Source organism: Ancylobacter mangrovi, assembly GCF_024752335.1.
Taxonomy (GTDB): domain Bacteria; phylum Pseudomonadota; class Alphaproteobacteria; order Rhizobiales; family Xanthobacteraceae; genus Ancylobacter; species Ancylobacter mangrovi.
The window spans coordinates 42625-68620 of sequence record NZ_JANTHY010000005.1; the positions used below are offsets into that span (position 1 = coordinate 42625).

Annotated in this window: 20 protein-coding genes; 12 read left to right on the top strand and 8 right to left on the bottom strand. The window is 68.9% G+C overall.

Annotation, left to right across the window (positions count from 1 at the left end):
* Positions 1-100: 100 nt before the first annotated feature.
* Positions 101-244: a hypothetical protein gene (locus NVS83_RS13555; protein ID WP_258734233.1), complete on the bottom strand. Its 144-nt coding sequence runs from the start codon at positions 242-244 to the stop codon at positions 101-103.
* Positions 245-943: 699 nt separating this feature from the next.
* Between NVS83_RS13555 and oxlT the strand changes: the two genes are divergently transcribed.
* Complete coding sequence (oxlT, locus tag NVS83_RS13560) at positions 944-2242, top strand: oxalate/formate MFS antiporter (protein ID WP_258739810.1); 1299 nt, start codon at positions 944-946, stop codon at positions 2240-2242.
* A gap of 81 nt (positions 2243-2323) precedes the next feature.
* Here the strand turns inward: oxlT and NVS83_RS13565 are convergent, their stop codons facing one another.
* The 3 genes from NVS83_RS13565 to NVS83_RS13575 form a co-directional block, all read right to left on the bottom strand.
* Complete coding sequence (locus tag NVS83_RS13565) at positions 2324-3130, bottom strand: carbon-nitrogen hydrolase family protein (RefSeq protein WP_258739811.1); 807 nt, start codon at positions 3128-3130, stop codon at positions 2324-2326.
* Positions 3130-4185, bottom strand: coding sequence for an agmatinase (gene speB, locus NVS83_RS13570; RefSeq protein WP_258739812.1), 1056 nt, complete (start codon positions 4183-4185; stop codon positions 3130-3132). Before speB ends, NVS83_RS13565 begins: the two co-directional genes overlap by 1 nt.
* A gap of 127 nt (positions 4186-4312) precedes the next feature.
* Positions 4313-5059, bottom strand: coding sequence for an alpha/beta fold hydrolase (locus tag NVS83_RS13575; protein ID WP_258734229.1), 747 nt, complete (start codon positions 5057-5059; stop codon positions 4313-4315).
* Between the two features lie 212 nt (positions 5060-5271).
* On the opposite strand from NVS83_RS13575, the gene NVS83_RS13580 reads away from it, so the two are divergent.
* The 3 genes from NVS83_RS13580 (at position 5272) to NVS83_RS13590 (ending at position 8908) form a co-directional block, all read left to right on the top strand.
* Positions 5272-6660, top strand: a complete 1389-nt coding sequence (locus NVS83_RS13580) for an ethanolamine ammonia-lyase subunit EutB (protein ID WP_258739813.1) — start codon at positions 5272-5274, stop codon at positions 6658-6660.
* Positions 6661-6668: 8 nt separating this feature from the next.
* Positions 6669-7457: an ethanolamine ammonia-lyase subunit EutC gene (eutC, locus tag NVS83_RS13585; protein ID WP_258739814.1), complete on the top strand. Its 789-nt coding sequence runs from the start codon at positions 6669-6671 to the stop codon at positions 7455-7457.
* 107 nt (positions 7458-7564) lie between these two features.
* Positions 7565-8908, top strand: coding sequence for a nucleotide sugar dehydrogenase (locus NVS83_RS13590; protein ID WP_258739815.1), 1344 nt, complete (start codon positions 7565-7567; stop codon positions 8906-8908).
* Here NVS83_RS13590 and NVS83_RS13595 read toward each other — a convergent pair.
* A complete protein-coding gene (locus NVS83_RS13595) occupies positions 8898-9926 on the bottom strand; it encodes a polysaccharide lyase family 20 protein (protein ID WP_258739816.1) in 1029 nt (342 codons plus the stop codon). The genes NVS83_RS13590 and NVS83_RS13595 overlap by 11 nt on opposite strands.
* Positions 9927-10048: 122 nt before the next feature.
* On the opposite strand from NVS83_RS13595, the gene NVS83_RS13600 reads away from it, so the two are divergent.
* The 8 genes from NVS83_RS13600 to NVS83_RS13635 are packed head-to-tail and all read left to right on the top strand — an operon-like array spanning position 10049 to position 21611.
* On the top strand, positions 10049-12814 hold the full coding sequence (locus NVS83_RS13600) for an ABC transporter transmembrane domain-containing protein (protein ID WP_258739817.1): 2766 nt from the start codon (positions 10049-10051) through the stop codon (positions 12812-12814).
* Between the two features lie 38 nt (positions 12815-12852).
* Positions 12853-13311, top strand: coding sequence for a Crp/Fnr family transcriptional regulator (locus tag NVS83_RS13605; protein ID WP_258734223.1), 459 nt, complete (start codon positions 12853-12855; stop codon positions 13309-13311).
* Positions 13312-13326: 15 nt separating this feature from the next.
* A complete protein-coding gene (locus NVS83_RS13610; RefSeq protein ID WP_258739818.1) occupies positions 13327-15051 on the top strand; it encodes an adenylate/guanylate cyclase domain-containing protein in 1725 nt (574 codons plus the stop codon).
* Between the two features lie 3 nt (positions 15052-15054).
* Positions 15055-16932 (top strand): ABC transporter ATP-binding protein, encoded by a 1878-nt coding sequence (locus NVS83_RS13615; protein ID WP_258739819.1) that lies wholly within the window; start codon positions 15055-15057, stop codon positions 16930-16932.
* A 9-nt stretch (positions 16933-16941) separates the two neighbouring features.
* Positions 16942-18894 (top strand): ABC transporter substrate-binding protein, encoded by a 1953-nt coding sequence (locus NVS83_RS13620; protein ID WP_258739820.1) that lies wholly within the window; start codon positions 16942-16944, stop codon positions 18892-18894.
* Between the two features lie 6 nt (positions 18895-18900).
* A complete protein-coding gene (locus NVS83_RS13625) occupies positions 18901-19899 on the top strand; it encodes an ABC transporter permease (protein ID WP_258734277.1) in 999 nt (332 codons plus the stop codon).
* Positions 19896-21080: an ABC transporter permease gene (locus NVS83_RS13630; protein ID WP_258739821.1), complete on the top strand. Its 1185-nt coding sequence runs from the start codon at positions 19896-19898 to the stop codon at positions 21078-21080. Before NVS83_RS13625 ends, NVS83_RS13630 begins: the two co-directional genes overlap by 4 nt.
* 15 nt (positions 21081-21095) lie before the next feature.
* On the top strand, positions 21096-21611 hold the full coding sequence (locus NVS83_RS13635; RefSeq protein WP_258739822.1) for a class I SAM-dependent methyltransferase: 516 nt from the start codon (positions 21096-21098) through the stop codon (positions 21609-21611).
* On the opposite strand, the gene NVS83_RS13640 is transcribed toward NVS83_RS13635, so the two are convergent.
* From NVS83_RS13640 to NVS83_RS13650, 3 genes are read right to left on the bottom strand one after another with little or no spacing between them, the layout of a single operon-like run.
* The gene (locus NVS83_RS13640; RefSeq protein ID WP_258739823.1) at positions 21593-23518 is read right to left on the bottom strand and encodes a glycosyltransferase; all 1926 of its coding nucleotides are present in this window, start codon (positions 23516-23518) and stop codon (positions 21593-21595) included. The genes NVS83_RS13635 and NVS83_RS13640 overlap by 19 nt on opposite strands.
* Entirely contained in the window at positions 23515-24648 is a 1134-nt protein-coding gene (locus NVS83_RS13645) for a glycosyltransferase family 4 protein (protein ID WP_258739824.1), read from the bottom strand. The genes NVS83_RS13640 and NVS83_RS13645 overlap by 4 nt, the downstream gene beginning before the upstream one ends.
* A 4-nt stretch (positions 24649-24652) precedes the next feature.
* Positions 24653-25996, bottom strand: a complete 1344-nt coding sequence (locus tag NVS83_RS13650) for a glycosyltransferase family 4 protein (protein WP_258739825.1) — start codon at positions 25994-25996, stop codon at positions 24653-24655.

The following is a 25996-nucleotide window of genomic DNA, read 5'->3' on the forward strand; positions in this document are numbered from 1 at the left end:
TTAGAGCATCAATTCCGCCGTTGCAGCCGGGCCTTCTCATACTTTAGGTCCAGCGGCGCCGCGCGCGCCACCGGCCTGCGATTGCATCCGGGGGCGCTGATCAGCCCGGCGGATCGACCTTCACCCCCTTCGGACCGACCTCGATCTGCAGGCTGTTCTGGTCGCGCTCGTAGGCCTGATAGGCCAGGACGCCGGCTATCGCAGCCAGGATGACGACGAGGGCGACGAGCATTGTTCGACTCATTCTGTTCTCCTCGCGGGGTGGCGCGGAGAGCGCACGACTAGCCCCAGCGGTACTCGAACGCCGAAACAGGCGCCGGGTTCCGTTTTTCAGCCCGCCGCTGCGACCCGATGTCCCGCCTATGCGCGTGTTGCGGGCGTGAAAAAGCGCCGCCTCCGCAAATGGAAATGCAGACAGTTTCGCATTCGCACGGCGTGCCGGATGGAAAGACCGGAGCGATCGTCCGGGTCATCCTGCGCGATGACGTTGAGATAGGCGCCCCGTCCGTCAAGGTCGGGTCGAAGGCGCCCCTGCGTCAAGTCGGGTCAAGACATCGATCGTTCCAGGGTCATATTTCAAAGTATCGTGAAATATGTCGCTCTTACGTTTGGTAAATCACCAAGTAGCTCTTGAAACGTTCAAGGTGTCCATACGTAAGTATCTCTTGGTATTATGGATATTGCGCACGAAATAGAACGTGATATGGCTATATAATGACTGAATACGCATGACATGCGTGTCCGGATACATGACCAAACGTCAATATATGACGTTCGGTCATCGGGTGGATCGGAGGGGATCCGCCCGATCAAGCCTCCGGGTCACGTCCTGCCATGCGGCGTTTGAAGTGAAACCAGGACGCGCAGGCGTTCGCGCCCCAGCGTTCACGCCCAAGCGGCCTAACCAAGAGCCGTACGGCACCCCACAGGCCGAGGAAATCAAATGCAAGATAACTCAACGACCACGCGCAGCTGGGAGCCCTGGTTCCAGCTCGCCTGCGGCGTCATCTGCATGGCGATGATCGCCAACCTGCAGTATGGCTGGACCCTCTTCGTCGACCCGATCGACCAGGCCCACGGCTGGGGCCGTGCGGCGATCCAGACCGCCTTCACCATCTTCGTGCTGACCGAGACCTGGCTGGTGCCGGTCGAGGCGTGGTTCGTGGACCGCTACGGCCCGCGCATCGTGCTGACCTTCGGCGCGGTGATGATCGCGCTGGCGTGGATCATCAACTCCTATGCCACCTCGCTGGCGATGCTCTATGTCGGCGCGGTGTGCGGCGGCGTCGGCGCCGGCTCGGTGTACGGCACCTGCGTCGGTAACGCGCTGAAGTGGTTCCCCTACCGTCGCGGCCTCGCCGCCGGTGCGACCGCCGCCGGCTTCGGCGCGGGCGCGGCCCTCACCGTGGTGCCGATCGCGCATACGATCGCCAATTCGGGCTACCAGACCGCGTTCTTCTGGTTCGGCATCGGCCAGGGCATCGTGGTGCTGATCGCGGCGCAGTTCCTCTACCCGCCCAAGTTCAAGATCGCCGCGCCCAAGAAGGTGCTGGACCTGCCGCAGAGCAAGGTCGACTACCAGCCCTCGCAGACCGTCACCAAGCCGGTCTTCTGGCTGCTGTACCTCATGTTCGTCATGGTCGCCTCGGGCGGCCTGATGGCGGCGGCGCAGATCGGCCCGATCGCCCACGACCTCGGCGTCGCGAAGACCCCGGTCTCGATCCTCGGCATCTCGGCGGCTGCGCTGACGCTGGCGATCTCGCTCGACCGCATCTTCGACGGCTTCGGTCGCCCGATCTTCGGCTACGTGTCGGACCATATCGGCCGTGAGAACACCATGTTCATCGCCTTCGGCACGGCGGCCTGCATGCTGCTGATCCTGGCGTTCCATGGCGCGAACCCCTACGTGTTCGTGATCGCGACCGCCTGCTTCTTCGGCGTGTTCGGCGAGATCTACTCGCTGTTCCCGGCGACCTGCGGCGACACGTTCGGTTCGCGCTTCGCCACGACCAATGCGGGCATGCTCTACACCGCCAAGGGTACGGCGGCGCTGCTGGTGCCCTTCGCCAGCATCGTCGCGGCGGCCTATGGCTGGTACGCGGTGTTCGCGATCGCGGTCGGCCTCAACGCCGCGGCGGCCCTGATCGCCCTGCTGGTGCTGAAGCCGGTCCGCCGCGCCTTCATCGCGCGCAGCGCGGACGAGGCGCAGGTCCTCTCGGCGGCGACCACGCCGGCCGAGTGATCCAAGACACCATCGACAAGGAAGGGCGCGCCGGTCTTGGGACCGGGGCGCCCTTCGCCTTTTCAGGGGATGCGCTGCGGATCAGGGACGGGCGGTGAGCGAACCGTAGGCGTCGGGCCGCCGGTCCTTCAGATGGCTGTTGAACCGGCGCGCGGCGGCGAGCCGCTCGGGCAGGATGTCGGCGTAGAGGATTTCCTCGCCGTCGCCCGCCAGGACGAGATTGCCGCCATTGGGATCGCCGACGCAGCTCAGCCCGAGATAGTCGAGATCGCCCTCGCTGCCGCAGCGGTTGGCATAGGCGACGAACAGGCCGTTCTCGAAGGCGCGGGCCGGGACGACGAGGTGAGAAACCGCGTCATAGGGCTTCATGTTGGCGGTCGGCACCAGCACCAGGTCGGCACCGGCGAGTGCCAGCGCCCGCACCGCTTCGGGAAACTCGACGTCGTAGCAGATGAGGATGCCGAGCCTCAGCCCGCCGATTTCCGCCACCGCCGTCAGCTCGTCGCCGGCCGCGAACATCGCGCGGTCAAGCGCCGCGAACAGGTGCGCCTTGCGGTAGTTCAGCCTCGGCGCGCCAGTGTGGTCGAGCAGAAGCGCGGCGTTGTGGACGGCACCGTCCTCGCCCCGCTCGGGATAGCCGTAGCACAGGGCGATTCCGTGCCGGCGCGCGATCTCGCCCGCCCGGCGCGCGCTCGGCCCGTCGGCCGGCTCGGCGAGGCGGGCGGCCATGTCGCGCCCGATATTGTAGCCGGAGAGGAACATCTCCGGCGCCAGCAGCAGCTCCGCGCCATTGCCGGCAGCGCGGGCGGCGGCGGCCTCCAGCCGGTCGAGATTGGCGGCGGGCCGGTTGTCCGGGTCTCCCGCCGTCTGCAGCAGCGCGATCCGCATCAGGCGCCGCGTCGCGCCTTGAGCGCGGTCACCGCCATGCAGAGGATCTCGAACAGCATCTGCGCGCCCGCATGGGCGGTGTTGGAGGTCGTGTCGTATTGCGGCGCCACCTCGACCACGTCGCCGCCGATGACGTCGAGCCCGTTGAGGCCGCGGAAGATCTCCAGTACCTCGCGCGTCGTGAGCCCGCCGATCTCCGGCGTGCCGGTGCCGGGCGCGAAGGCCGGGTCGAGGCTGTCGACGTCGAAGGAGACATAGACCGGCCCGGTGCCCAGCACCTGCTTCGCCTTCTCGATGATCGCCGGCACGCCCATGCCGGTGACCTCCTCGGCGTGGATCACGCTCATGCCGCTCTCGTAAGAGAACTCCCACAGGAATTCCGCGCCGCCGCGAATGCCGATCTGGATCGTGCGCTCGGGGTCGAGCGTGCCGTCCAGCACGGCTTTGCGGAACGGGCCGCCATGGTGGAACTTCGCGCCCTCATAGGTGCCGCTGGTGTCGCAATGGGCGTCGATGTGCAGCATGCCCACGGGCCGCTTCTCGCCCACCGCCTTCAGGATCGAGCCGGTGATGGAATGGTCGCCGCCCACCGAGAGCGGAATGACGCCGGCCGCCACCACCTTACGATAGAAGGTCTCGATGTCCTCGTGGCACTGGTCGAGGCTGAAGCGGCTGGTGAAGGGCATGTCGCCGATATCGGCCATCTTGGCGTCGGCGGCGGGCACCATGCCGAGCACGTGCTCATAGGGACCGATGCGCTCGACGGCGCGCACCGCGCGCGGGCCGAGCCGGGCACCGGCGCGGTTGGTGACGCCGAGGTCCATCGGCACGCCGATGAGCGCGATGTCGAGGCCGCCGAAATCCGGCAGGTCCGGCGCGTCGGGCCGGTAGGGGGCGTCGAGCAGCGTCGCGGCGTTGGCCCAGGGCCAGACGCGCCGGTCGCTGCCCTTGAACTGAAGCTCGGCGACCCGCTTGAAGGTGGGGGCGAAGATCATGCTCCCGGGGATGGAGCCGTATTTGGCCCGGAGCCGTTCGAGCTTTTCCTGGTCGGACATCGTCGCCTCGTCTGCTGCAATCCGGCGCCAGACTAGCTGTGCGGCGCACAATGGGGGAGGGGGATTCTGTCCCCTCCCTTCGTCGGATGCCGCTTTCTTTCGAGGCCGCAGGCGATGTCGGCGCCGCTCAGTCGGCGATGTCGAGCAGGACGTCCGCCAGCGCTTCCGGCGCGCTCAGGAACGGCGAATGGCCGGTGTCGAGCTGGTGCACATGCGCGCCCGGCACCGCCGCCTGCATCTCGCGCTGCACCGGCAGCGGCAGGCCGTGGTCCTGCAGGCATTCGATGTAGTGGCGCCGCAGCTTGCCGAAACGGTGCGGGGTGATCGCCGACACCGCGGCGAAGGGCGCATGCGGGGTGACGCGCACGAGGTTCGCCATGGCGCGCTCGATGTCGTGCCGGGTGCAGTCCGAATAGAGCGAGCGGGCGATGAGGTCGGGTTTGCTCAGGTCGAGGCCGAGCCCTTCCTTGCCGAGCCGCAGCATGCCCTGCGTCTCCACGATCGCCGGGTCCTTGAGGTAGGTCGGCGTCATCACGAAGTCGCGGGCGGTCCGCCCGTTCGGGGCCATGAAGCCGGTCAGGTAGACGAGGGCGGCGATGCGCTCGGGCATCTCCTCGCCGAGCCAGCTGCAGGTCGCCCCGCCGACCGAATGGCCGACCAGGATCGCCTTGCCCTCGATCGCCTCCAGCGCCTCGCGCGCCGGCGCGGCATAAACCGCGATGTCGCTCACCGCCGCCGTGGGCGTGGGGTCGAAGCCGTGGCTGGCGAGGTCGGGCGCGATCACCGCATGGCCGGCCGCGCCGAGCAGGTTGGCGACCTTCTGGAAGCAGCCGCCCCAGTGCCAGGAGCCGTGGATGAGGATGAAGGTGGCCATGGTGCGAGTCTCCCGGCGCGGTTCGCGTTATTTGCCCCGCCTCCTAGCTTCCCCCGCGCGGGTCGTCCAGCCTTGGCATGCTGTGCGCCAGCGCAGGGGCGCGCGTGGGCCGGGCCGGCAACTCGGCGTTTGACGGTCCGGGCGGGCGGGTTAGATTTTCAACGGCCGCGCCGACCGCCGCGCGGCGCGAGGCTCATTGCGAAGGGCGCTTCATGGTCTACCGTCAGCTTGCCGGCTCGAACTCCTATGCGTTCCGCGACCTGAAGGAGCTGATGGCGAAGGCGACGCCGGTGCGCTCGGGCGACATGCTGGCGGGCATCGCCGCCTCCTCGGCGGAGGAGAACGTCGCCGCGCGCATGTGCCTCGCCGACGTGCCGCTCAAGGCCTTCCTCGCCGAGGCGCTGGTGCCCTACGAGATCGACGAGGTGACGCGGCTGATCGTCGACAGCCATGACGCCGCCGCCTTCATGGCCGTCGCGCACATGACCGTCGGCGACTTCCGCGACTTCCTGCTGTCGGACGCCGCCGACGCGCCGACGCTCGCCGCGCTCGCCCCCGGCATCACGCCGGAGATGGCGGCGGCGGTGTCGAAGCTGATGCGCAACCAGGACCTGATCGCGGTGGCGAAGAAGTGCCGCGTGGTCACGAAGTTCCGCAACACCATCGGCCTGCCCGGCACCATGGCAGTGCGGCTGCAGCCGAACCACCCCACCGACGATGCCGCCGGCATCACCGCCTCGATTCTCGACGGGCTGCTGTATGGCTGCGGCGACGCGGTGATCGGCATCAACCCGGCCTCGGACAGCGTGCCGGTGCTGGCGGAGCTGCTGAAGCTGGTCGACGACATCATCCAGCGCTTCGAGATCCCGACCCAGTCCTGCGTGCTCACCCACGTCACCACCTCCACCGAGGTGATCAATCGCGGGGTGCCGGTGGACCTCGTCTTCCAGTCGGTCGCGGGCACGCAGGGTGCCAACAGTTCCTTCGGCATCTCGCTCGCGACCTTGCAGGAGGGCTACGAGGCGGCGCTGTCGCTGAAGCGCGGCACGCTGGGCGAGAACGTCATGTATTTCGAGACCGGGCAGGGCTCGGCGCTCTCGGCCGGCGCGCATCACGGCGTCGACCAGCAGACGCTGGAGGCGCGCGCCTATGCGGTGGCGCGCCCGTTCAAGCCGCTGCTGGTCAACACCGTGGTCGGCTTCATCGGCCCGGAATATCTCTATGACGGCAAGCAGATCATCCGCGCCGGTCTCGAGGACCATTTCTGCGGCAAACTGATGGGCGTGCCGCTGGGCTGCGACGTCTGCTACACCAACCACGCCGAGGCCGACCAGAACGACATGGACACGCTGATGACGCTGCTCGGCGCGGCCGGTGTGACCTACATAATGGGCATTCCCGGCTCCGACGACGTGATGCTGAACTACCAGTCCACATCGTTCCACGACCAGCTCTACCTGCGCGACGTGCTGGGGCTGAAGCGCGCGCCGGAATTCGAGGCGTGGCTGCAGTCCATGGGCATCACCGGGCCGGATGGCCGACTGAAGCCGCAGGGGGCGGCGAACCGGCTGCTGTCCGTCATGCCCAACCTCGCCGCGTGAGGGCCGACATGAAGAAGGACGCCTATGTGATCGAGGACGCCTGGGCGAAGCTCGGGCGCGCCACGCCGGCCCGCATCGCGCTCGGGCGCGCCGGGGCAGGGCTGCCGACGCGCGAGGTGCTGCGCTTCGCGCTCGCCCATGCGCGGGCACGCGACGCGGTGCATTCGCCGTTCGACCCGGAGGCGATGGCCCGCGACGTCACCGGCCTCGGCTTCGAGACGGTGGCGGTGACCTCCGCCGCGCCGGCGCGCGAGGCCTATCTGCGCCGCCCCGATCTCGGGCGCCGGCTGTCGGAGGAGGGGCGCGCCGCGCTCGCGCCCTTCGCCGGCACGGCGCTGGACCTCGCCATCGTGATCGCCGACGGCCTGTCCTCGACCGCGGCCCACGCGCAGGCGCCGGCCTTCCTCGCCGCCTTCAAGGCGCGCATCGCCGAGGAGGGCTGGAGCACCGGCCCGGCGGTGATCGCTTCCGAGGCACGGGTCGCGCTCGGCGACGAGGTCGGCGAGATCCTCGGCGCCCGGGCGGTGGTGGTGCTCATCGGCGAGCGGCCGGGCCTGTCCTCGCCGGACAGCCTCGGCCTCTACCTCACCTTCGCGCCGAAGGTCGGGCGCACCGACGCCGAGCGCAACTGCATCTCGAACGTGCGCGGGGCGGGGCTTTCGCACGAGCACGCCGCCTTCAAGCTCGCCTGGCTGCTGAAGGAGGCACTGGCGCGCCGCCTCACCGGCGTGAGCCTCAAGGACGAGAGCGACCTCTTGCTGGTCGCCGGCCATCCGCCGGCGCCGCGCATCGGGTGAACGCGAAAAATCCGCCGCCCGCGGGCGTTGTGCGGCGGCGACGGCGAGGCTAGACCAGCCGTCGAGCTCCCGCGCCCCACCGCGCCCTTCTCCTTCCGAGTGTCCCGATGACCGCTGCAGCCGACCCCGCCGCCATTCTCGAAGCGCGCATCGCGGCGAAGGAGGCGAGGATCGGCGTCATCGGCCTCGGCTATGTCGGCCTGCCGCTGGCGCTGGTGGCGGTGGAGGCCGGCTTCCCGGTCGTCGGCTTGGACATCAACCCGCGCCGCGTGGCGGAGATCGCGGCTGGCCGGCAGGTGATCAAGTACATCCCCGCGACGCGCATGGAGGCGGCGCTCGCCACCGGGCGCTTCGAGGTGACGGAGGATTTCGCCCGGCTCGGCGACTGCGACGCCATCATCGTCTGCGTGCCGACGCCGCTGACCCGCCAGCGCGAGCCGGACCTCTCCTTCGTGGTGGACACCGCCCGTGCCATCGCCCGCGCGCTGCGCCCCGGCCAGCTCGTGGTGCTGGAATCGACCACATGGCCGGGCACCACGGTCGAGGTGGTGAAGCCGATCCTCGAGGAGGCCGGCCTCGTGGCGGGGCGCGACGTGTTCCTCGCCTTCTCGCCGGAGCGCGAGGACCCGGGCAATGCCAGCTTCTCGACCGCGACCATCCCGAAGGTCGTCGGCGGCGACGGCGAGGTGGCCGGTGCGCTCGCGCAGGCGCTCTACCGCCCGCTGGTCTCGCGCGTGGTGCCGGTGTCCTCCACCCAGGTCGCCGAGGCGGTGAAGCTCACGGAGAACATCTTCCGTTCGGTCAACATCGCGCTGGTGAACGAACTGAAGACCGTCTACGGCGCGATGGGCATCGACATCTGGGAGGTGATCGAGGCGGCGGGCACCAAGCCGTTCGGCTTCATGCCCTTCTATCCCGGCCCGGGGCTGGGCGGGCACTGCATCCCGATCGACCCGTTCTACCTCACCTGGAAGGCGCGCGAGTTCGACATCGAGACGCGGTTCATCGAGCTCGCCGGCCAGATCAACACCCGCATGCCCTATCACGTCGTCGACCGCCTCGCCGAGGCGCTGGACATGCAGGGCGGGCGAGGGCTCTCGGGCGCGCGCATCCTGGTGCTGGGCGCCGCCTACAAGAAGAACGTCGACGACGTGCGCGAGAGCCCGGCGCTGAAGCTGATGGAACTGATCGACGAGCGCGGCGGGCTGTGCGAGTTCCACGACCCGTTCGTGGCCGCCCTGCCGCCGACGCGGCGGCACCAGCGCCTCTCGGGCAAGCGCTCGATCGATCTGACCGCCGAGGGCATCGCCGGCTTCGACGCGGTGCTGGTGGCGACCGACCATGACGAGGTGGACTATGCGCTCGTCGCCGCCCATGCGCGGGTGCTGGTGGATACCCGCAACGTGTTCGCCCGGTTCGGTCTCGCGCCGGCGGGGCTCGTCAAGGCGTAGCGCTGGTGACGCCGCCCGCGCTGGCGGTCACCTGCGCGCAGACCTTCTCCGGCGCCACGTCGGTGCAGTTCGGGCCGCGGCGGAAATCGTCGTAGTAGATGCGCCACTCCCCGTCCTGGCCGGCTCGGTAGGGGCCGAACTTGAAGTACATGTGGCTGCCGAGCCCGTCGCCCTTGTGGCCGATCGTGCCCTCGACGGTGGCGACCCAGGCGCCGTTGGCGAGGATGTCGATCCGCCCGTCGCCGTTCGGGCCGGGCTTCACCTGGAACACGAAGTCGATCCAGCCGGAGGTGAGGGCAGGGATCTCGCCGCCGCGGGCCGTCACCCGCTGGTCCCGGGTGCAGCCGGTGAAGCCGGCGGCCTTCGCCGTCTCGGTGCTGGTGCCGCCCGCGCCCAGCGCCACGAGGCTGCGGAACTGCGAAAAGCTGTCCGGCGTCGAGGCCGGCGTGTCGCCGGGCTGGCAGCCGGTCGCCTTGAACGTCGCCTGGTCGGTGTCGACGGTGACGGCGATGCGCCCGTCGATCATCCGCAGCGCCAGCAGCGGGCTGAAGTCGCCATCGGCGCCGGGATCGATCTCCCGCTTCCACTGCGCCATCACATAGCGGTGCCGCTCGGTGGGGATGGGCTGCGCCATCTGCATGGAGAAGGCGTACCAGACCGGCTCGCCATAGAGCACCAGCACCTCGGGCTTCTCCCACACCTCGGCGCGCTCGCTGCACAGGCCGTTGACCTGCTTGCACTGCGAGCGCACGGAGAGGTCGATCGCCTGCTTGCCGGAACGCACGACCTCGCTCTCGAAGGTGTAGGAGCCCGCGCCCTGCTCGCGGTTCTTCTTGTAGAAAAGCCCGCCGCCGGGGGCGAAGGTGGTGTCCTCGAATCCGTCGAACAGCACCATGTCGCGGCCGTCGGTCGGCTCGGCGCCGGCCTGCTGGGCGCCCGCCGGCGCGGCAAGGGCGGCGAGCGCGGCGGCGCAACAGACAATGGTCGTCGCGGCGCGCCGCGGGAGGAATCTCGTCATGCCGCTAGGTCCCGCGATCGTGTTAATATCGTCTTCGTGTGGTGAGCCGGCGTGCGTTCGAGCCGATCAGTTCCTATGTAGGTCGGTCGATCCTAATCTCCGCGTCCGAAAGGCGTAAAGGCTTGTACGTCAACTTCTTCCGTTACGTCTGGCAGCACAGCCGGCGCGAGCAGATCATCGTGCTGTTCTACGTCGTGGCGTCGCTGCCCTTCTACTGGTGGTCGCTCGATGTGCCCAAGCGCATCGTCAATGAGGCGATCCAGGGCAGCGTGTTCTCGCATGGCCAGGACAAGGCCCTGCTGTTCAAATTCACCGTTTCTCTGCCGAACTTTCTGGGCGGCTACAGTTTCGACCTCAGCGACGGCTGGATGCTGTCGCAGCTTCCCTATCTGCTTGCGCTAAGCCTGCTGTTCCTCGTGCTGACCCTCATCAACGGCTGGTTCAAGTACGTCATCAACATCCGCAAGGGCATTCTCGGCGAGCGCATGCTGCGCCGCCTGCGGTTCGAGCTGTTCTCGATGGTGATGCGCTTCCGCCCGGAAGACGTGCGCACCACCAAGTCCGCCGAAGTCACCTCGATGATCAAGGACGAGGTGGAGCCGATCGGCGGCTTCTTCGGCGAGGCGTTCATCACGCCGGCCTTCCTCGGCACCCAGGCGATCACCGCCATGGCGTTCATCCTGGTCCAGAACATGTGGCTGGGCACGCTGGCGCTGTCGCTGATCGTGGTGCAGGGCATCGTCATTCCGCATCTGCGCCGCGAGCAGATCCGGCTCGGGCGGATGCGCCAGCTCGAATCGCGCGTGCTGGCCGGGCGCATCGGCGAGATGATCGAGGCGGCGCCCGCGCTCCACGCCTATGGCGTCACGCGCTACAGCGGGGCCGAGATCGGCCAGCGGCTCGGCACGCTGTTCGACATCCGGCTGCGGCTCTACCGGCGCAAGTTCGCGGTGAAGTACCTCAACAACCTGCTGGCCCAGCTCACGCCCTTCATCTTCTACACGCTGGGCGGCTATCTCGCGCTTCAGGGGCGGCTCGACATCGGCCAGCTCGTGGCCGTGATCGCCGCCTATCGCGACCTGCCGACGCCGATCAAGGAGCTGATCGACTGGGATCAGCAGCGCAACGACGTGACGGTGAAGTACGAGCAGGTGGTCGGCGCCTTCGCCAAGGACTTCCTGCTCGACAACGAGCCCGAGGAGGACCCGACGCCGGTCGCGCCGGATGCGCCGATCACGGCGGTCGGGTTGCGCGTGGTGAGCGGGCGCGGGCTGGTGCAGATCGACCGCATGTCGGCCGCCATCAGCCGGCCGGGACGGATCGCCATCGTCGGCCCCGCGGGCAGTGGGCGCGACATCCTGCCGAAGGTGATCGGGCGCCAGATCACGGACTATCAGGGCAGCATCACGCTGGGCGGGCACGAGCTCTCCAGCATGTCCGACCGTATGGCGAGTGCGACCATGCTCTACGTCTCGGGCGAGCCCTACATCATGTCCGGCACCATCCGCGACAACCTCGTCCTCGCGCTGCGCCGCGCCCTGCCGACGCCGGAGGACCCGAAGAGCGCCTTCGATCGCTACTGGCGCGACGAGGCGCTGAAGACCGACAACCCCGTGGTCTCGCCGGACATCGACTGGGTCGACTATGGCAGCCTCGGCCTGTCCGGGCCGGACGAGCTCGATGCCGCCATCATCCAGGCGCTGCGGGTGGTGGACGGCTATGACGACATCTTCCGCGTCGGCCTGTCGAGCCGGCTCGGCAGCGACCTTGCGCCCGACGTCGCCGAGCGGATGCTGAACGCGCGCGGCGCGATCCTCGCCCATTACGCCGAGCTCGGCATCGCCGACTATGTGGAGTCGTTCCAGCCCAAGCGCTTCAACACCAACGCGACGATCGGCGAAAACCTGCTGTTCGGCGTTTCCATCGGCCAGCGCTTCACGCCGGAGAACCTGCCTTACGATCCGTTCGTGCGCTCGATCATCTCGGCGGAGGCGCTGTCCGGGCCGCTGACCACGATCGGCCTGAAGATGGTCGAGACGGTCGCCGAGGCGTTCCAGGGCCTCGCCGCCAACAACCCGCTGCGCGAGCGCTATTCCTTCGTCGACGACGCCGAGCTGAACGAGCTCTGGCCGAAGGTGGAATCCTCCTGGCAGCGCGGCCAGCGCCGGCAGTTTCCCGCCGAGGTGCGCGACAAGCTGATCGGCTACGCGCTGATGTATGTGGAGCCGCAGCACCGCCTCAACCTGATCGACGACCGGCTGGTTGAGCGCGTGCTGCGCGCGCGGCGCAGCTTCCGCCAGTTCCTGCCGGCGCAGGACACCGGCGAGATCGAGTTCTACGACACCAAGAAGCTGATGCCGGGCGCCACCATCCGCGACAACCTGCTGTTCGGCCGCATCCGCTACGGCAAGGCGCATGCGCGCGACCGGCTGGTCGCGGGGGCGGCGGAGGTGCTGACCGAACTCGGCCTCGAGTCCTTCGTGGTCTCCAAGGGCCTCGATCAGGAGGCCGGGCCGGGCGGCCGGCTGCTCTCCGCGCCGCAGCGCGCCACGGTGCAGCTCGCGCGCGCCACGTTGCGGCACCCCGATATTCTCATTCTCGACGACGCGCTCTCTAGCTTTGGCGCATCCGAGGCGCATATGATCATGAACAACATCTTGGAGGCCATGGCCGGGAAGACTGTCATCGTCACGCAATCGAATGACGACGATGTATCGGCGTTCGATCAGGTGCTGACATTCGAGGGAGCGAAGCTGGTCGGGACCGAGCGTGCTGCACCTGCCGCCGAACCCGCCGACGAGGCGGTGGAAGCGGCCGACGAAGCCGCCGGTCCGGCGGAACCGATGCCCGAGAGGGCGAACCCAACCCATCAGGAGGCGATGAAATGACCATTGAGGACGAAGTCCGGTCGCTTCAGAAATTCCGGATGTTTCACAAGGTGGAAAGCGGAAAGCTGAAGCTTCTGGCGATGATCAGCGACCGGGTGGTGTTCCAGCCCGGCGAGGTCATCTACGAGCAGGACGCGCCGTCCGACGCGGTCTACATCGTGCTTGAAGGCCAGTACAAGGTTTCGCTGCACACGGCGGCCGGAACGATCGACTTCGCCCAGCACGTGCGCGGCGCCCTTCTCGGCGAGGCCGGCGTGCTCTGCGACCAGAGGCGCATGGTGACCATCACCGCGGAGACCTCGGTGGTCGCGCTGAGGGTCGACCGGGAGGATTTCCTCCAGCTGCTGGAGGAATCCCAGCCGTTCAATCACGCGGTCATGCGCGAGCTCGGCCGCCAGATCATGGATCTCAACAACATTTGCGCCCAGCTCGTGCAAAGGCTGCCGCATGGTGCGGCGGGCGTTGACGCGAGCGTTTCCGTCGCGGCGCCGCACTGACGTGGTCCCATGCCCATGACGTCGACGAGGCAGGAGGATCTGAGGAGCCCATCCGGCGGCCTGAACGATCTTCCATGGGGCTGCCTGGCCCGGCAGTGGTCGGGCTTCGTGCTGTTCGCCTTCGTCCTGACCCATCTCTTGAACCACGCGATGGGCATCTTCGGCGTCGACGCCATGCAGTACGCCCAGCAGTGGCGCTGGCTGATCTGGCGTTCCTGGCCCGGCACCTTCCTGCTCTACGGCGCCGTGCTGACGCATGTGACGCTCGCCGGCTACCGCATCGTGCTGCGGCGCACCTGGCGCATGCCGCCGGACGAGATGTGGCAGATCATCTCCGGCCTCGCCATCCCGCTGCTGGCTGCCGGGCACGTGCTGCAGACGCGCGTCGCCGCCTCCATGTTCGGCGTCGACATCAGCTATGGCGCGGTGCTGCAGCAGCTCTGGCCCGCCGTCATCTTCTCGCAGAGCCTCTTGATCGTGGTCGCCTGGAGCCATGGCGTCATCGGCCTGCACCACGCCCTGCGCTACCAGACCTGGTACCGCGCCTGGCGCCTGCCGGCCTACATCCTCGCCGTCATGGTCCCCTTCCTCGCCTTTGCCGGTTTCGTCGCCGCCGGCCGCGAGGCCTCCCGGCTGCCCGCGCTGACGCGCACCTACGAGCAGACGCTCGGCCTGCAGGAAGTCGGCATGGTGGTGAATGCGGGCGTCGCCGGCTTCGCCTTCGGCTTCGTCGGCCTGATCGGCCTGTTCTACCTGCGCCGCCGGGTCGGCTCGACCGTGACCATCACCTACCGCGGCTACGGCCCGGTGGACGTGCCGGCCGGCACCTCGGTGCTGGAGGCGAGCCGCGCCCATCACATTCCCCATCCCTCGTCCTGCCGGGGGCGCGGGCGCTGCGCGACGTGCCGGGTGCAGGTCATCACCGGCAGCGAGCACATCGCCGAGCCGTTCGGTGCCGAGCGGGCGATCCTCAACAGCATCTCCGCCCCGAAGAACGTCCGGCTCGGCTGCCAGATCCGCCCGGCCCGCGACATCAGCGTGCGGGTGCTGATGCCGGTGCTCGGCCGCCACGTCACCTCGGACCAGGACGCGGAAGCGCTCGAATGGGCGATGGAGCGCGAGGCCACCGTGCTGGTGCTGGACCTGCGCGCCTTCGCGACGCTGACCCAGAACCGGCTGCCCTACGAGATCGCGGTGCTGGTCAACCGCTTCTCCAACGAGATGCGCCAGGCGGTGGACAGCCATAGCGGGCGTATCGACGTGATGTATGGCGACGGGCTGACCGCCGTGTTCGACCAGTCCGAGAATCGCGCCACGAACGCCCGCTCCGCGCTGCGCGCCGCGCAGGACATGGGCCGGGTGCTGGAGATGCTGAACGGCGAGATGCGCGGCGTGCTGCCGATCCCGATCCGCGCCGGCATCGGCATCCATAGCGGGCGCGTCGTGCTCGCCCGCATCGGCGACGGCGTCCACCAGCAGGAGATCCGGGCGATCGGCGACACGCTTACCGTCGCCGCGGCGCTGGAGACCGCGTCGAAGGACTTCATCGCCGACTGCATGGTCTCAAAGGAGACCGCCGACGCCTCCGGCTTCAACTTCGCAGGTATGATGTTGCGTGAAGTGATGCTTGACGGCGGCCACGCCAGCGTTCAGGCCTATGCCATTCCCGATGCGGGCCGGCTCGAAGAGGTGACGTCCACCAATCCTGTGCTCGGCACGCTGAAACTGGCGGGGGCCTAGGGCGTGAAGGAGACGGCGTCGAAGGATCTGCTGCGCATCGAGGACCTGCACGTCTCCTTTGCCGTCCATGGCCAGCTCAACGAGGTCGTCAAGGGCATATCGCTGCGCGTGCCGGCGGGGCGGACCGTGGCGCTGGTGGGCGAATCCGGCTCGGGCAAGACGGTGATCTCGCAGTCGGTCATGGGCCTGCTGCCGCGCAACGGCGTGGTCCATGGCGGGCGGATCCTGTTCGCCGACCCGGCCAAGGAGGGCAAGGTGATCGACATCGCCGCGCTCGACCGCGACGGCAAGAAGATCCGCCATCTGCGCGGCGGGCGCATCGGCATGATCTTCCAGGAGCCGATGTCGTCGCTTTCGCCGGTGCACACGATCGGCAACCAGATCCAGGAAGCGCTCCAGCTCCATCGCCCGCATCCGCGCAAGGAGGCGCGCGCCGTCACCGAGGAGATGCTGCGCCTCGTGGGCTTCCGCAATCCGCACCACAGCTACGACCAGTATCCGTTCGAGCTTTCGGGCGGCCTTCGCCAGCGCGCCATGCTGGCCATGGCGCTGATCTGCCGCCCGGCGCTGCTGATCGCCGACGAGCCGACCACCGCGCTCGACGTCACCATCCAGGCCCAGGTGCTGAAGCTGATGAAGGAGCTTCAGAGCGAGATGGGCATGGCGATCCTGCTCATCACCCACGATCTCGGCGTGGTCGCCAACATGGCGGACGAGGTGGTGGTGGTCTATCGCGGCCGGGTGATGGAGGCGGGCACGGTCGACGACATCTTCCGCCACCCCCGGCATCCCTATCTGAAGGCGCTGCTGAAGGCCTCGCCCGATTTCGACATGGCCGAGGGCGAGCGCCTGGTTGCGCTGCGCGAGGTGCCGCCCACCGCCCCGCCGGCGGATCTGCGCCACGAGCCGGTGCTCCGCGCCGCGCCGACGCCGCTCCTGAACGTGCGCAACCTGCGCAAGACCTATGGCAGCAAGCACGGGGCGAGCATCGTCGCGGTCGAGGATGTGAGCTTCGACATCCTGCGCGGCCAGTGCTTCGGGCTGGTCGGCGAGAGCGGCTCGGGCAAGACCACCGTCGGCAACATGATCATGCGCGCGCGCAGCGCCGATTCCGGCTCGGTGATCTTCAACGACCGCACCGGCCCGGTCGACGTGCTGGCGCTGCAGGAAGAGGAGCTGCGCACCTTCCGGCCGCGCATGCAGATGATCTTCCAGGACCCCGTCTCCTCGCTGTCGCCGCGCATGACGGTGCTCGACATCATCCGCGAGCCGATGATCGTGCAGGGGCGCGGCACCGACGCCGAGCAGAAGAAGCGGGCCGTGGAACTGATGGAGTGCGTCGGGCTCGACCCGCGCTTCCTCAGCCGCTACCCGCACAGCTTCTCCGGCGGCCAGCGCCAGCGCATCGGCATTGCCCGCGCGCTCGCGCTCAACCCGGACCTCATCATCTGCGACGAGCCGGTCTCCGCGCTCGACGTCTCCGTGCAGGCGCAGGTGCTGAACCTCCTGAAGGACCTCCAGGCCTCGCTCGGCCTGACGTACCTGTTCGTCTCCCACAACCTCGCCGTGGTGCACTACATGGCCGAGCAGATCGCGGTCATGGCACGCGGGCGCATCGTCGAGATCGGCCCGCGCGAGGCGCTGTTCCGCCGGCCCGCGCATCCCTATACGTGCGCGCTGCTGAAGGCGGTGCCGCTGCCGGACCTCGACCGCAAGCTCGACTTCGACGTCGCCTTCACCGGCGGCGCCTCCGATCCGGCGAGCTGGCCGGAGGAGTTCCGCGCCACCGCGCCCGGCTCGCTCGAGATGATTGATCTCGGCGGCGGACATTTCGTGCTCGCCGACCGCGCCTGCACCGCGCGCGACGTCACGGCGGCATAGGGGCAGGCCATGCTGACGCGACGCGCATTCGGGATTCTCAGCCTCCTGCTCCCGGCGAGCGGGCTCCTGCGGCCGGGCCGCGCGCTCGCCGAGCCGCGCGACCTCTCGCTCGAGCCGCCCTCCTTCGTGCGCGACATCTGGGAGGGGCGGCTTCCCGAGCTGGCGGAGCGGCTGCCGCAGGACCCGCGGGTCATCGACCTGCCGGCGATGGGCCGCGCGCCGGGCCATTATGGCGGCACGATGCGGATGCTGATGGGCGACCAGCGCGACATCCGCATGATGACCGTCTACAGCTACGCCCGGCTGGTGGTGTTCGACCTGAAGGGCGACATCGTCCCCGACATCCTCGCCAAGGTGGACATCGAGCAGGGCCGCATCTTCACGCTGCACCTGCGCAAGGGGCATCGCTGGTCGGACGGCCATCCCTTCACCTCGGAAGACTTCCGCTACTGGTGGGACGACGTTGCCAACAACGCGCATCTGAGCCCGGACGGCCCGCCGCTGCAGCTCGTGGTGAAGGGCGAGCGCCCGGTCTTCGAGGTGGTGGACGAGACCACCGTGCGCTTCATCTGGTCGACGCCCAATCCCGGCTTCCTGCCGGCGCTGGCGGGGGCGCAGCCGGTGCTGATCATGCTGCCCGCCCACTACATGAAGCAGTTCCACCAGCGCTACGCCGACCCGGTGCGGCTCGGGGCGCTGATCCGCGGCGAGCGGGTGAAGGGCTGGGGCGCGCTGCACGACCGCATGGCGCGTTCCTACCGCCCGGAAAACCCGGACCTGCCGACGCTTTCTGCCTGGATGCCCACCACCAAGCCGCCGGCGGAGTTCTTCGTCTTTAAGCGCAATCCCTACTACCACCGGGTCGACGAGCAGGGACGCCAGCTCCCCTATGTCGACGAGGTCACCATGTCGATCGGCACCTCGTCGCTGATCCCGGCGAAGGTGGCGGCCGGCGCGGCCGACCTTCAGGCGCGCTACATCAGCTTCGCCGACTACACCTTCCTGAAGGAGGGCGAGCATAACGGGCACTACCATGTGCGCCTGTGGGAGCGCGGGGAGGGTGCCTATGTCACGCTGGTGCCCAACCTCAACGTCACCGATCCGGGCTGGCGGGCAGTGCTGCGCGACGTCAGGGTGCGCCGGGCGCTGTCGGTGGCGATCAACCGGCGCGACATCAACCAGGTGATCTTCTTCGGGCTCGGCCACGAGGGCGCCAATACGGTGCTGCCCGGCAGTCCGCTCTACGAGTCTCGGTACGACCATGCCTGGGCGCAGTACGACCCCGCGCTCGCCAACAAGCTTCTCGACGAGGCCGGGCTCGACAAGCGCGACGACGACGGCATCCGCCTGCTGCCGAACGGGCGCCGCGCCGAGATCACGATCGAAACCGCCGGCGACAACACCGAGGAGACCGACATCCTCGAGCTGGTCGGCTACGACTGGGAAAAGATCGGCATCAAGCTCTATGCGCGCGGCGTGCAGCGCGACCTGCTGCGGCGCAGCGTCATCGCCGGCAACGCCACCATGGCGGTCTGGCCGGGGCTCGACAACGCCACCGCCGGGCCGAACATGCCCCCGGATTCGCTCGCCCCCACCAGCTCCATGCAGTTCCAGTGGCCGCTCTGGGGCCAGTATGTCGACACGATGGGTCGCGAGGGCGAGAAGCCGGACCTGCCGGCCGCCGAGGAACTGGTCGACCTCGCCAAGCAGTGGCGCCGCTCCGTCACGCCGGAGGAGCGCCGCCAGATCTGGGAGAAGATGCTCCAGATCAATGCCGACCAGGTGTTCACCATCGGCATCGTCAACCGCACCTCGCAGCCCGTCGTGGTCAATGACCGGCTGCGCAACGTGCCGGAGGTCGGGATCTACAGCTTCGAGCCGGGCGCCTATTTCGGCATCTACCTGATCGACACCTTCTGGTTCGAGGACGGCAACGCCGCCCTCGAGGTGAAAAGGGACTGAGGGATGCTGCTGCGCTACATCCTCCGCCGCATCCTCATCATGGTCCCGACGCTGCTCGTCACCAGCGCGCTGATCTTCACCGTGATGGAGCTGCCGCCGAGTGACTATTTCGAGACCCTACAGGCCGAGATGGCGGCGCAGGGGGAGCACGCCGACACCAGCCGCATCGAGTTCCTCAAGCGCGAATACGGCTTCGACCGCCCGCCGGTCGAACGCTATTTCCGCTGGATCGGCGGCTTCGTGCGGGGGGATTTCGGCTATTCCTTCGAATATGAGATGCCGGTGCGCGACCTCGTCGGCGAGCGGCTCGGCCTTACGATACTGGTGTCGTTCAGCACCATCTTGCTGACCTGGCTGGTTGCCTTCCCGATCGGCATCTATTCGGCCACCCATCCCTATAGCTGGGGGGATTACGGTCTCACCTTCGTCGGCCTGCTCGGCATCGCCGTGCCGCACTTCCTGCTGGCGCTGATCACCATGTACTTCGCCAATGTGTGGTTCGGCCTGTCGATCGGCGGGCTGATGGACCCGATCTATTTCAACGAGCCCATGAGCTGGGCCAAGGTGCAGTCGATCCTCGCCCATCTGTGGATTCCGGTGATCATCATCGGTGCCGGCGGAACCGGAACCATGGTGCGCGCAATCCGCGCCAACCTCCTGGATGAACTCCAGAAACAGTACTATGTGACCGCCAAGGCCAAGGGCCTGCCGCCCGGCAAGGCGCTGGTGAAATACCCGCTGCGCATGTCACTCAACTTCTTCGTCTCGAACATCGGCGACATCCTGCCGACGGTGGTCTCGGGCTCGGAGCTCACCGCCGTCGTGCTCTCGCTGCAGACCACCGGCCCGCTGCTGCTGCGGGCGCTGCAGAGCCAGGACATGTATCTGGCCGGTTCGTTCCTGCTGTTCCTGTCCTGCCTGACCGTGATCGGCGTGCTGATCTCGGACATCGCGCTCGCCTTCCTCGACCCGCGCATCCGGCTTCAGGGGGGCAGCCTGAAATGAGCGCGACCACCCACTCGCTGCCGCCGCCAGGCGCGCCGCTGGATCACTTCGTCGACGACGCGCCGTTCGATCCCTACGCCACCGAGCCGATGACCAAGGCGCAGGAGCGGATCTATCTCGCTTCGCAGCTCACCCTGATGTGGTGGAAGTTCAAGCGCCACCGCCTCGCCGTCGTCTCCGGGCTGTTCCTCGCAGTGCTCTACGCCTCGATCCTCATCAGCGAGTTCCTTGCGCCGTATAATTATACCGAGCGGCACACCGACTTCATCCGCAGCCCGCCGCAGGCGGTCCACCTGTTTCATGACGGCAATTTCATCGGTCCGTTCACCTATGGGCTGACCTACACGCTCGACATGGAGAAGCTGCGCCGCAACTACACCGAGGACACCAGCCGCATCTATCCGGTGCGGTTCTTCTGCCGCGGCGACAGCTACCGGTTCTGGGGCCTCATCGAGGGCAATCTGCACCTCGTATGCCCGGGGGAGGGTGGCACGCTGTTCGTGCTGGGAACCGACCGGCTCGGCCGCGACATGCTCTCGCGGCTGATCTACGGCGCGCGGATCTCGCTCACCATCGGCCTGATCGGCATCTCGGTCAGCTTCGGGCTCGGCATCATCATCGGCGGGCTGGCGGGCTATTACGGCGGCTGGTTCGACCTCTTGACCCAGCGCGCCATTGAGGTAGTCCAGTCGCTGCCGCATATCCCGCTCTGGCTGGCGCTCTCGTCGGTGATGCCGCCGACCTGGAGCCCGCTGCTGGTCTATTTCGGCATCACCATCATCCTCGGGCTGATGGACTGGACCGGGCTGGCACGCGCGGTGCGCTCCAAGCTGCTGTCGCTGCGCGAGGACGACTATGTGGTCGCCGCCCAGCTCATGGGCGCGAAGACGCCGCGCATCGTGTTCCGCCACCTCGTGCCGGGCTTCATGAGCCATCTCATCGCCATGGCGACCATCGCCATTCCGAGCATGATCCTCGGCGAGACGGCGCTCTCCTTTCTCGGCCTCGGCCTGCGCCCGCCCATCACGAGCTGGGGCGTGATGCTGAACGAGGCGCAGAACATCAACATCGTCGTGCTCTATCCCTGGCTCATCCTGCCGGTCGTTCCCGTCATCGCGGTGATCCTCGCCTTCAACTTCCTGGGCGACGGGCTTCGCGACGCGGCCGATCCCTATCGCTGAGATTTTTCCCGCCGCATGTCCGACACCTCCCCCTCCGAGATTTCCCGCCTCGAGAAGACGCTGTTCCGCCTCCAGGCCCAGCATGCCTGCCTCGCCTATGCCTTCGACGCCATCGCGGACCGGCCCGGGCCGGTGGTCGAGCTCGGGCTCGGGCTCGGGCGCACCTTCGATCATCTGCGCCGGCACTTGCCCGGGCGCGAGATCTACGTCTTCGACCGGGTGAACAAAGCCTATGAGGACTGCCGGCCGGACCCGGCGCATCTCTTCCTCGGCGAGATCGAGGAGACGCTGCCGGCGCTCGGCGAGCGGCTGGCGGGGCGGGTGGTGCTGGCCAATTCCGACCTCGGCTCGTTCGACCGCGAGCTGAACCGCCGCGTCGCCGCCATGTCGGCGCGGCTGCTGCCGCCGGTGATGGCGCCGGGCGGGATCGTGATGTCCGACCTGCCGCTGGAGCTCGACGGGTTCGAGGCGCTGCCGCTGCCGCCCGGCGCGCGCGAAGGCCGCTACTATCTCTACCGCCGCCCTTCCTGAGCTGGCAGCAACTCGGCCAGCGAGCGGAAGCGGGCGGCGCCGGAGCCGAGCAGGCGCCCGATCAGCTTGTCGAGGAAGCGGTCGATCCAGCCATCGTGCACCAGATGGTGGGTGAGGAGGCCGATCGGCTCGAGCGTGCCCGGCGGGGCGTCGAGCTCCTCCTCGACCAGACGCGCGAACTGCTCGATCAGCACCGTCTCGTCGACCAGCCCGCCGCCGCCGTGCCAGTCGATCGGATCGAGATGGGTGTTGACGGCGACAAGGCCGGGGGCGTGCGCAGGGCGGCGCTGATAGGTCGAGATGATTTGATAGCCGGCTTCGGAAAGACGGCCCGCGAGGGCGGGATCGATGCGGTTCCAAGGCGGCACGAAGACGGGCAAGGCGCGCGGGCCGAACAGTTCGGCGAGCCGCTGGTGGCCGGCCTGCGCTTCGGCGAGCATCGCCTCTGGCGGCCGGTGGGCGCCGAACTCGGCCTTCTTCTCGCCGGACGGGGCGTGGTTGGCGTGCGCCCAGCCATGCACCAGCACGTCGATGCAGCTCTCGCCGGCAAGCCGTTCGGCGAGGGCCGGGGTGGCGCGGGAGGGGATCACCGCGAGGGCGAGCGGCACCTGCCAGCGCGCCCGACGGGCGAGCAGCGCGTCGAGGGCGGGTGTCGGATCGGTCGCGTCGTCGTCGCGCCACCAGAAGTCGATCGTCCGCCCCGCCGCCCGGGCGCGCGCCAGGAGCGCGTCGAGCCGCGTCCAGCCGGCTTCGATCGCGCGCCGCCGCCCGATCTCCTCTGCGACGATGTCGGCCGCCCGTGGCGCCCCCTCGCGCCCGATGCCGCTCCAGTCGGGGGCAGGGCGCTCCAGAAGCTCGCCGAGCGCGCCCGCCAGCGCCTCGGGGGTGAGGTCGGCGGCCGGCAGATGCCGGGCGAGGCCGCGCCGGGCGAGCTCCTCGGCGCGGATGGTCTGTTCCTTCTCGCCGCCCTCGGCGAAGGGCACGAGAATGGCGCGGGCGTTGGCGGCGGCGAGGTCGAGCACGGTGTTGTAGCCCGCCTGGCTGACCGAGGCGGCTGCGCGGGCGAGCAGGGCCGGGAAGTCCGGCCGCGCGCGCTCGACACGCATGTTCGACGGTGCCTGCGCGCCGAGCGCGGCGAAGATCTCCTCGGGAACGCCATGGCCGACGAGCAGGCGCCATTGCCGTGACGGCATCAGCCGGGCGGCCTCGATCGCGGTCCGCGCCAGCGGCAGACCGGCCGCCGAACCGCCGCCGGAGACGACGATCTCGTGGCAGCCTGTATTTCCATCGTCAGTGAAAGCGCGTTCACCGTCATGGACATACCCGGTTTCCCTCAGCCGGTAGTCGAGCTTTCCGGCCTCGGGCCATGAGGCGGCGAGTGGAACCATTTCGGCGGCGCCGTGGAACAGCACCGCGTCGTAGCAGGCGCCGAGCCGGGTCAATGTCGCCGCCGCCCGCTCGGGCCGCGAGGGCGGGTTGAGCACGTCGCGGATCGAACAGAGGATCGCCGGCCGTTCGGGGCGCGCGAGGGCGTGCTTGAGCAGCGCGTCGAACTCCGCCGCCAGCGAGCGGCGACCGAAGGGATAAAGCTCGGTGATGAGCGCGTCCGGCGCCGCAGCGTCGAAGGCGGCGAGAAGCGCGTCGCGGCGCATCGCGAACCATGCCGCGTCAGCGTGCACGTCCGGCGCCGCGTACAGCGTCGAGAAATCGGTGCCGACGCAATGCACCGGCGGAAGCTGCACCAGATCGACCCCGTCGAGCGCGACCGTCGCGGCGCGCCGGCCGCCGGAGACCAGCGTCACCTTCCAGCCGCGCGCCGCCATCGCCCGGCCGACCGCGGCCATACGGGCGAGATGACCCACGCCGAGCAGGTGGGTGACGACGATCATCACGCTGTAGTCGTTCACTCGTTCGTCTCCGGCAGCGGAATGCCCGCGCAGGTGAAGGCTCGGGCGAGCGTCGCGGCAGCGACGGGCAGGGAGCGCTCGCTGGCGACGAAGTGTGCGGCCTCCGCGCCCATGGCGCGTCGCTTCTCCGCATCGGCGAGCAGGCTCTCGATGGCGTCGGCGAAGGCGGCGACCTCGCCCGCGGGGGTGAGCAGGCCGGTCCGGCCCGCGCGCATGGCGTCGGCAATGCCGCCATAGGCGCCGGCGACGCAGGGCAGGCCGTGCGCCTGCGCCTCCAGATAGGCGGCGCCGAACGCCTCGTTGACGCCCGGCCACACGAAGATATCGGCGCTCCGCAGCCTCTCGCTCAGCGCGGCGCGATCGGTGACGGCGCCGTGGAAGACGACGCGGTCGCCGAGCGGGGCAAAGGCGGCCTCGACCTCGCTACGGGCCGGCCCGTCGCCGACGATATCTAGGGTCCAGTTGGCGTTCCGCGTCGCGATCATGGCCAACGCCTCGGCGAGCTGGCGGTAGGAGGCGAGCTTGTCGCCCCGGCGCATCATGGCGACGCTGATGAGCCGCGGCGCCTCGTGCCTCTCGGTCGGTCCGATGCCCGGGGCTGGCAGATGGGGCCATTCCGACAGGTCGATGAAGGGCTTGAGGTCGGCGATGTGCTGCCCGGCGGGCTTCAGCCTCTCCAGCATCTCGCGGTCGGCGGCGGTCGGCGTCAGCAGCAGCCGCGCCGCGTCGATCGCCCGTTCGGCCAGCGTGTGCCCCTCGGCGAAGCGGCCGGTGGCGCGCTTCGGGGCGCGGGAGGGCTCGGCGATGACATAGGGCAGGCCGAGACGCCGCGCCAGCTCGGGGCCGATCAGGTCGGGCGCCTTGTAGTAGACGTGGTAGGTGAAGACGCAGGCGACCCGCTCGCCCTGCGGCGTGCCGGTCAGCCGCTCGATGTCCGCGCGCGCCTCCTCCAGCCTGTCGCGCCAGCCCGCCTCGTCCGGATCGGGCAGGTAGCTGCGCAGCTGCGAGGCCAGCTCGACCTCATAGCCGAGCGTTGTCAGCAGCTTGATGAACAGCCGGGCCATCGTCCGCTCGCCCGAGGGCGTTGGGTGGTCGGGCGATTTGAGCGGCGCGAGGAACAGGCAGCGCATCGCCTCAGGGCCTGGCCGCGACGCTCTCGGCCGCCTCTTCGCCTTCGGCGGCGGTCCCGGCTGGGTGCGGGACGGCAGGGCGATCCGGGGTGCGCAGCAGAGCCTCCAGCCGGTCGATGCCGGCGTCGAAGGTGAAGTCCGCAATGAGCCGCGCATGGGCTGCGCGCCCGAGTTCGCGGCGCCGCTGCGGATCGGCGATGAGGGCGGCGAGCGCACAGGAGAGCGCAGTCGCGTCGCCCGGCGGCACGAGGAGCCCGTTCACGCCGTCGTCGATAAATTCCGGCACGCCGGCGAACCGGGTGGAGACGATGGGCAGCTCCTGCGTCGCCGCTTCCATCAGCACGTTGGGCAGGCCGTCGCGGTCGCCGTCCTCGCCCGGCCGGCTCGGCAGCACGAAGAGATTGGCTTCGCGCAGCGCATCGATCACCGTGCCCTGAGCCTGGCTGCCGCGCCATTCGATCCTGTCGGCGATGCCGAGCCGAGCGGCCTGCTCCTTCAGCGCGTCGACGAGCGGGCCGGTGCCGATATGCACCAGCCGCCAGTCGAGCGAGGCCGGCAGCAGGGCGAGCGCGTCGACCAGCGTGTCGAGGCCCTTCTTGGTCACGGCGCGGCCTACCGCGATGAGCCGGACCGGATCGGCGGGGTCGCTGCCGTCCGCCGGCCGGCGCGCCGCGGGCGGGGCGGGGAAGCGCGCGAGGTCGAGGCCGTGATAGACCAGCTCGACCCGCCCGCCGTCGCTGCCCGCGACGCGGCGCAGCTCGTTCCAGCCGTCGGCGGTGCAGGTCGCGCCCCAGCGTGCTTCGGCGATCTTCTCGCGGCGCTCCCATTCCGGCGTGGTCCAGATGTCCTTGGCATGCGCCGAGAAGGAGAAGCTGCGGCCGGTCAGCAGCGCCGCGTAGCGGGTCACGGAGGCGGGCGTGTGCAGGAAATGGACGTGCAGGTGGCGGATGCCGGGGTCGAGCTCGCGCGCCAGCACGAAGGCCTGGCCGAGCCGGCGCATGCGGCTTGCGGAAGGGTCGCGCTGCAAGTCGCGCAGGAACACGCGCAGGGTCGGCTTCCACCGCAGGTGCCGGAAGGCGTGGACCATGCCCTTCAGCACGCGGCGCGGGTCGTCCTTCAGATATTCCGGCAGGTAGAACAGCCGGGCGGCGATCGCCTCGTGCATGGGGTGGCGGTAGCGGTCGGTCGGATGGCGCAGCGACCAGATGTCGAACGCGAAGCCCCGCCGCTCCAGCTCGAGGATTTCCTGCGCGATGAAGGTCTCGGAAAGGCGCGGATAGCCCTTGAGGACGATCGCGATTCGGGACGCGCCGGCCGGGCGTCCCTCGCCGGAAGGAACGAGCAGCAA

Excerpts from the sequence above, each read along its gene's own strand:
- NVS83_RS13555 (WP_258734233.1), bottom strand. The coding sequence starts at position 244 with ATGAGTCGAACAATGCTCGTCGCCCTCGTCGTCATCCTGGCTGCGATA.
- oxlT (WP_258739810.1), top strand. The coding sequence starts at position 944 with ATGCAAGATAACTCAACGACCACGCGCAGCTGGGAGCCCTGGTTCCAG.
- NVS83_RS13565 (WP_258739811.1), bottom strand. The coding sequence starts at position 3,130 with ATGCGGATCGCGCTGCTGCAGACGGCGGGAGACCCGGACAACCGGCCC.
- speB (WP_258739812.1), bottom strand. The coding sequence starts at position 4,185 with ATGTCCGACCAGGAAAAGCTCGAACGGCTCCGGGCCAAATACGGCTCC.
- NVS83_RS13575 (WP_258734229.1), bottom strand. The coding sequence starts at position 5,059 with ATGGCCACCTTCATCCTCATCCACGGCTCCTGGCACTGGGGCGGCTGC.
- NVS83_RS13580 (WP_258739813.1), top strand. The coding sequence starts at position 5,272 with ATGGTCTACCGTCAGCTTGCCGGCTCGAACTCCTATGCGTTCCGCGAC.
- eutC (WP_258739814.1), top strand. The coding sequence starts at position 6,669 with ATGAAGAAGGACGCCTATGTGATCGAGGACGCCTGGGCGAAGCTCGGG.
- NVS83_RS13590 (WP_258739815.1), top strand. The coding sequence starts at position 7,565 with ATGACCGCTGCAGCCGACCCCGCCGCCATTCTCGAAGCGCGCATCGCG.
- NVS83_RS13595 (WP_258739816.1), bottom strand. The coding sequence starts at position 9,926 with ATGACGAGATTCCTCCCGCGGCGCGCCGCGACGACCATTGTCTGTTGC.
- NVS83_RS13605 (WP_258734223.1), top strand. The coding sequence starts at position 12,853 with ATGTTTCACAAGGTGGAAAGCGGAAAGCTGAAGCTTCTGGCGATGATC.
- NVS83_RS13610 (WP_258739818.1), top strand. The coding sequence starts at position 13,327 with ATGACGTCGACGAGGCAGGAGGATCTGAGGAGCCCATCCGGCGGCCTG.
- NVS83_RS13620 (WP_258739820.1), top strand. The coding sequence starts at position 16,942 with ATGCTGACGCGACGCGCATTCGGGATTCTCAGCCTCCTGCTCCCGGCG.
- NVS83_RS13630 (WP_258739821.1), top strand. The coding sequence starts at position 19,896 with ATGAGCGCGACCACCCACTCGCTGCCGCCGCCAGGCGCGCCGCTGGAT.
- NVS83_RS13635 (WP_258739822.1), top strand. The coding sequence starts at position 21,096 with ATGTCCGACACCTCCCCCTCCGAGATTTCCCGCCTCGAGAAGACGCTG.
- NVS83_RS13645 (WP_258739824.1), bottom strand. The coding sequence starts at position 24,648 with ATGCGCTGCCTGTTCCTCGCGCCGCTCAAATCGCCCGACCACCCAACG.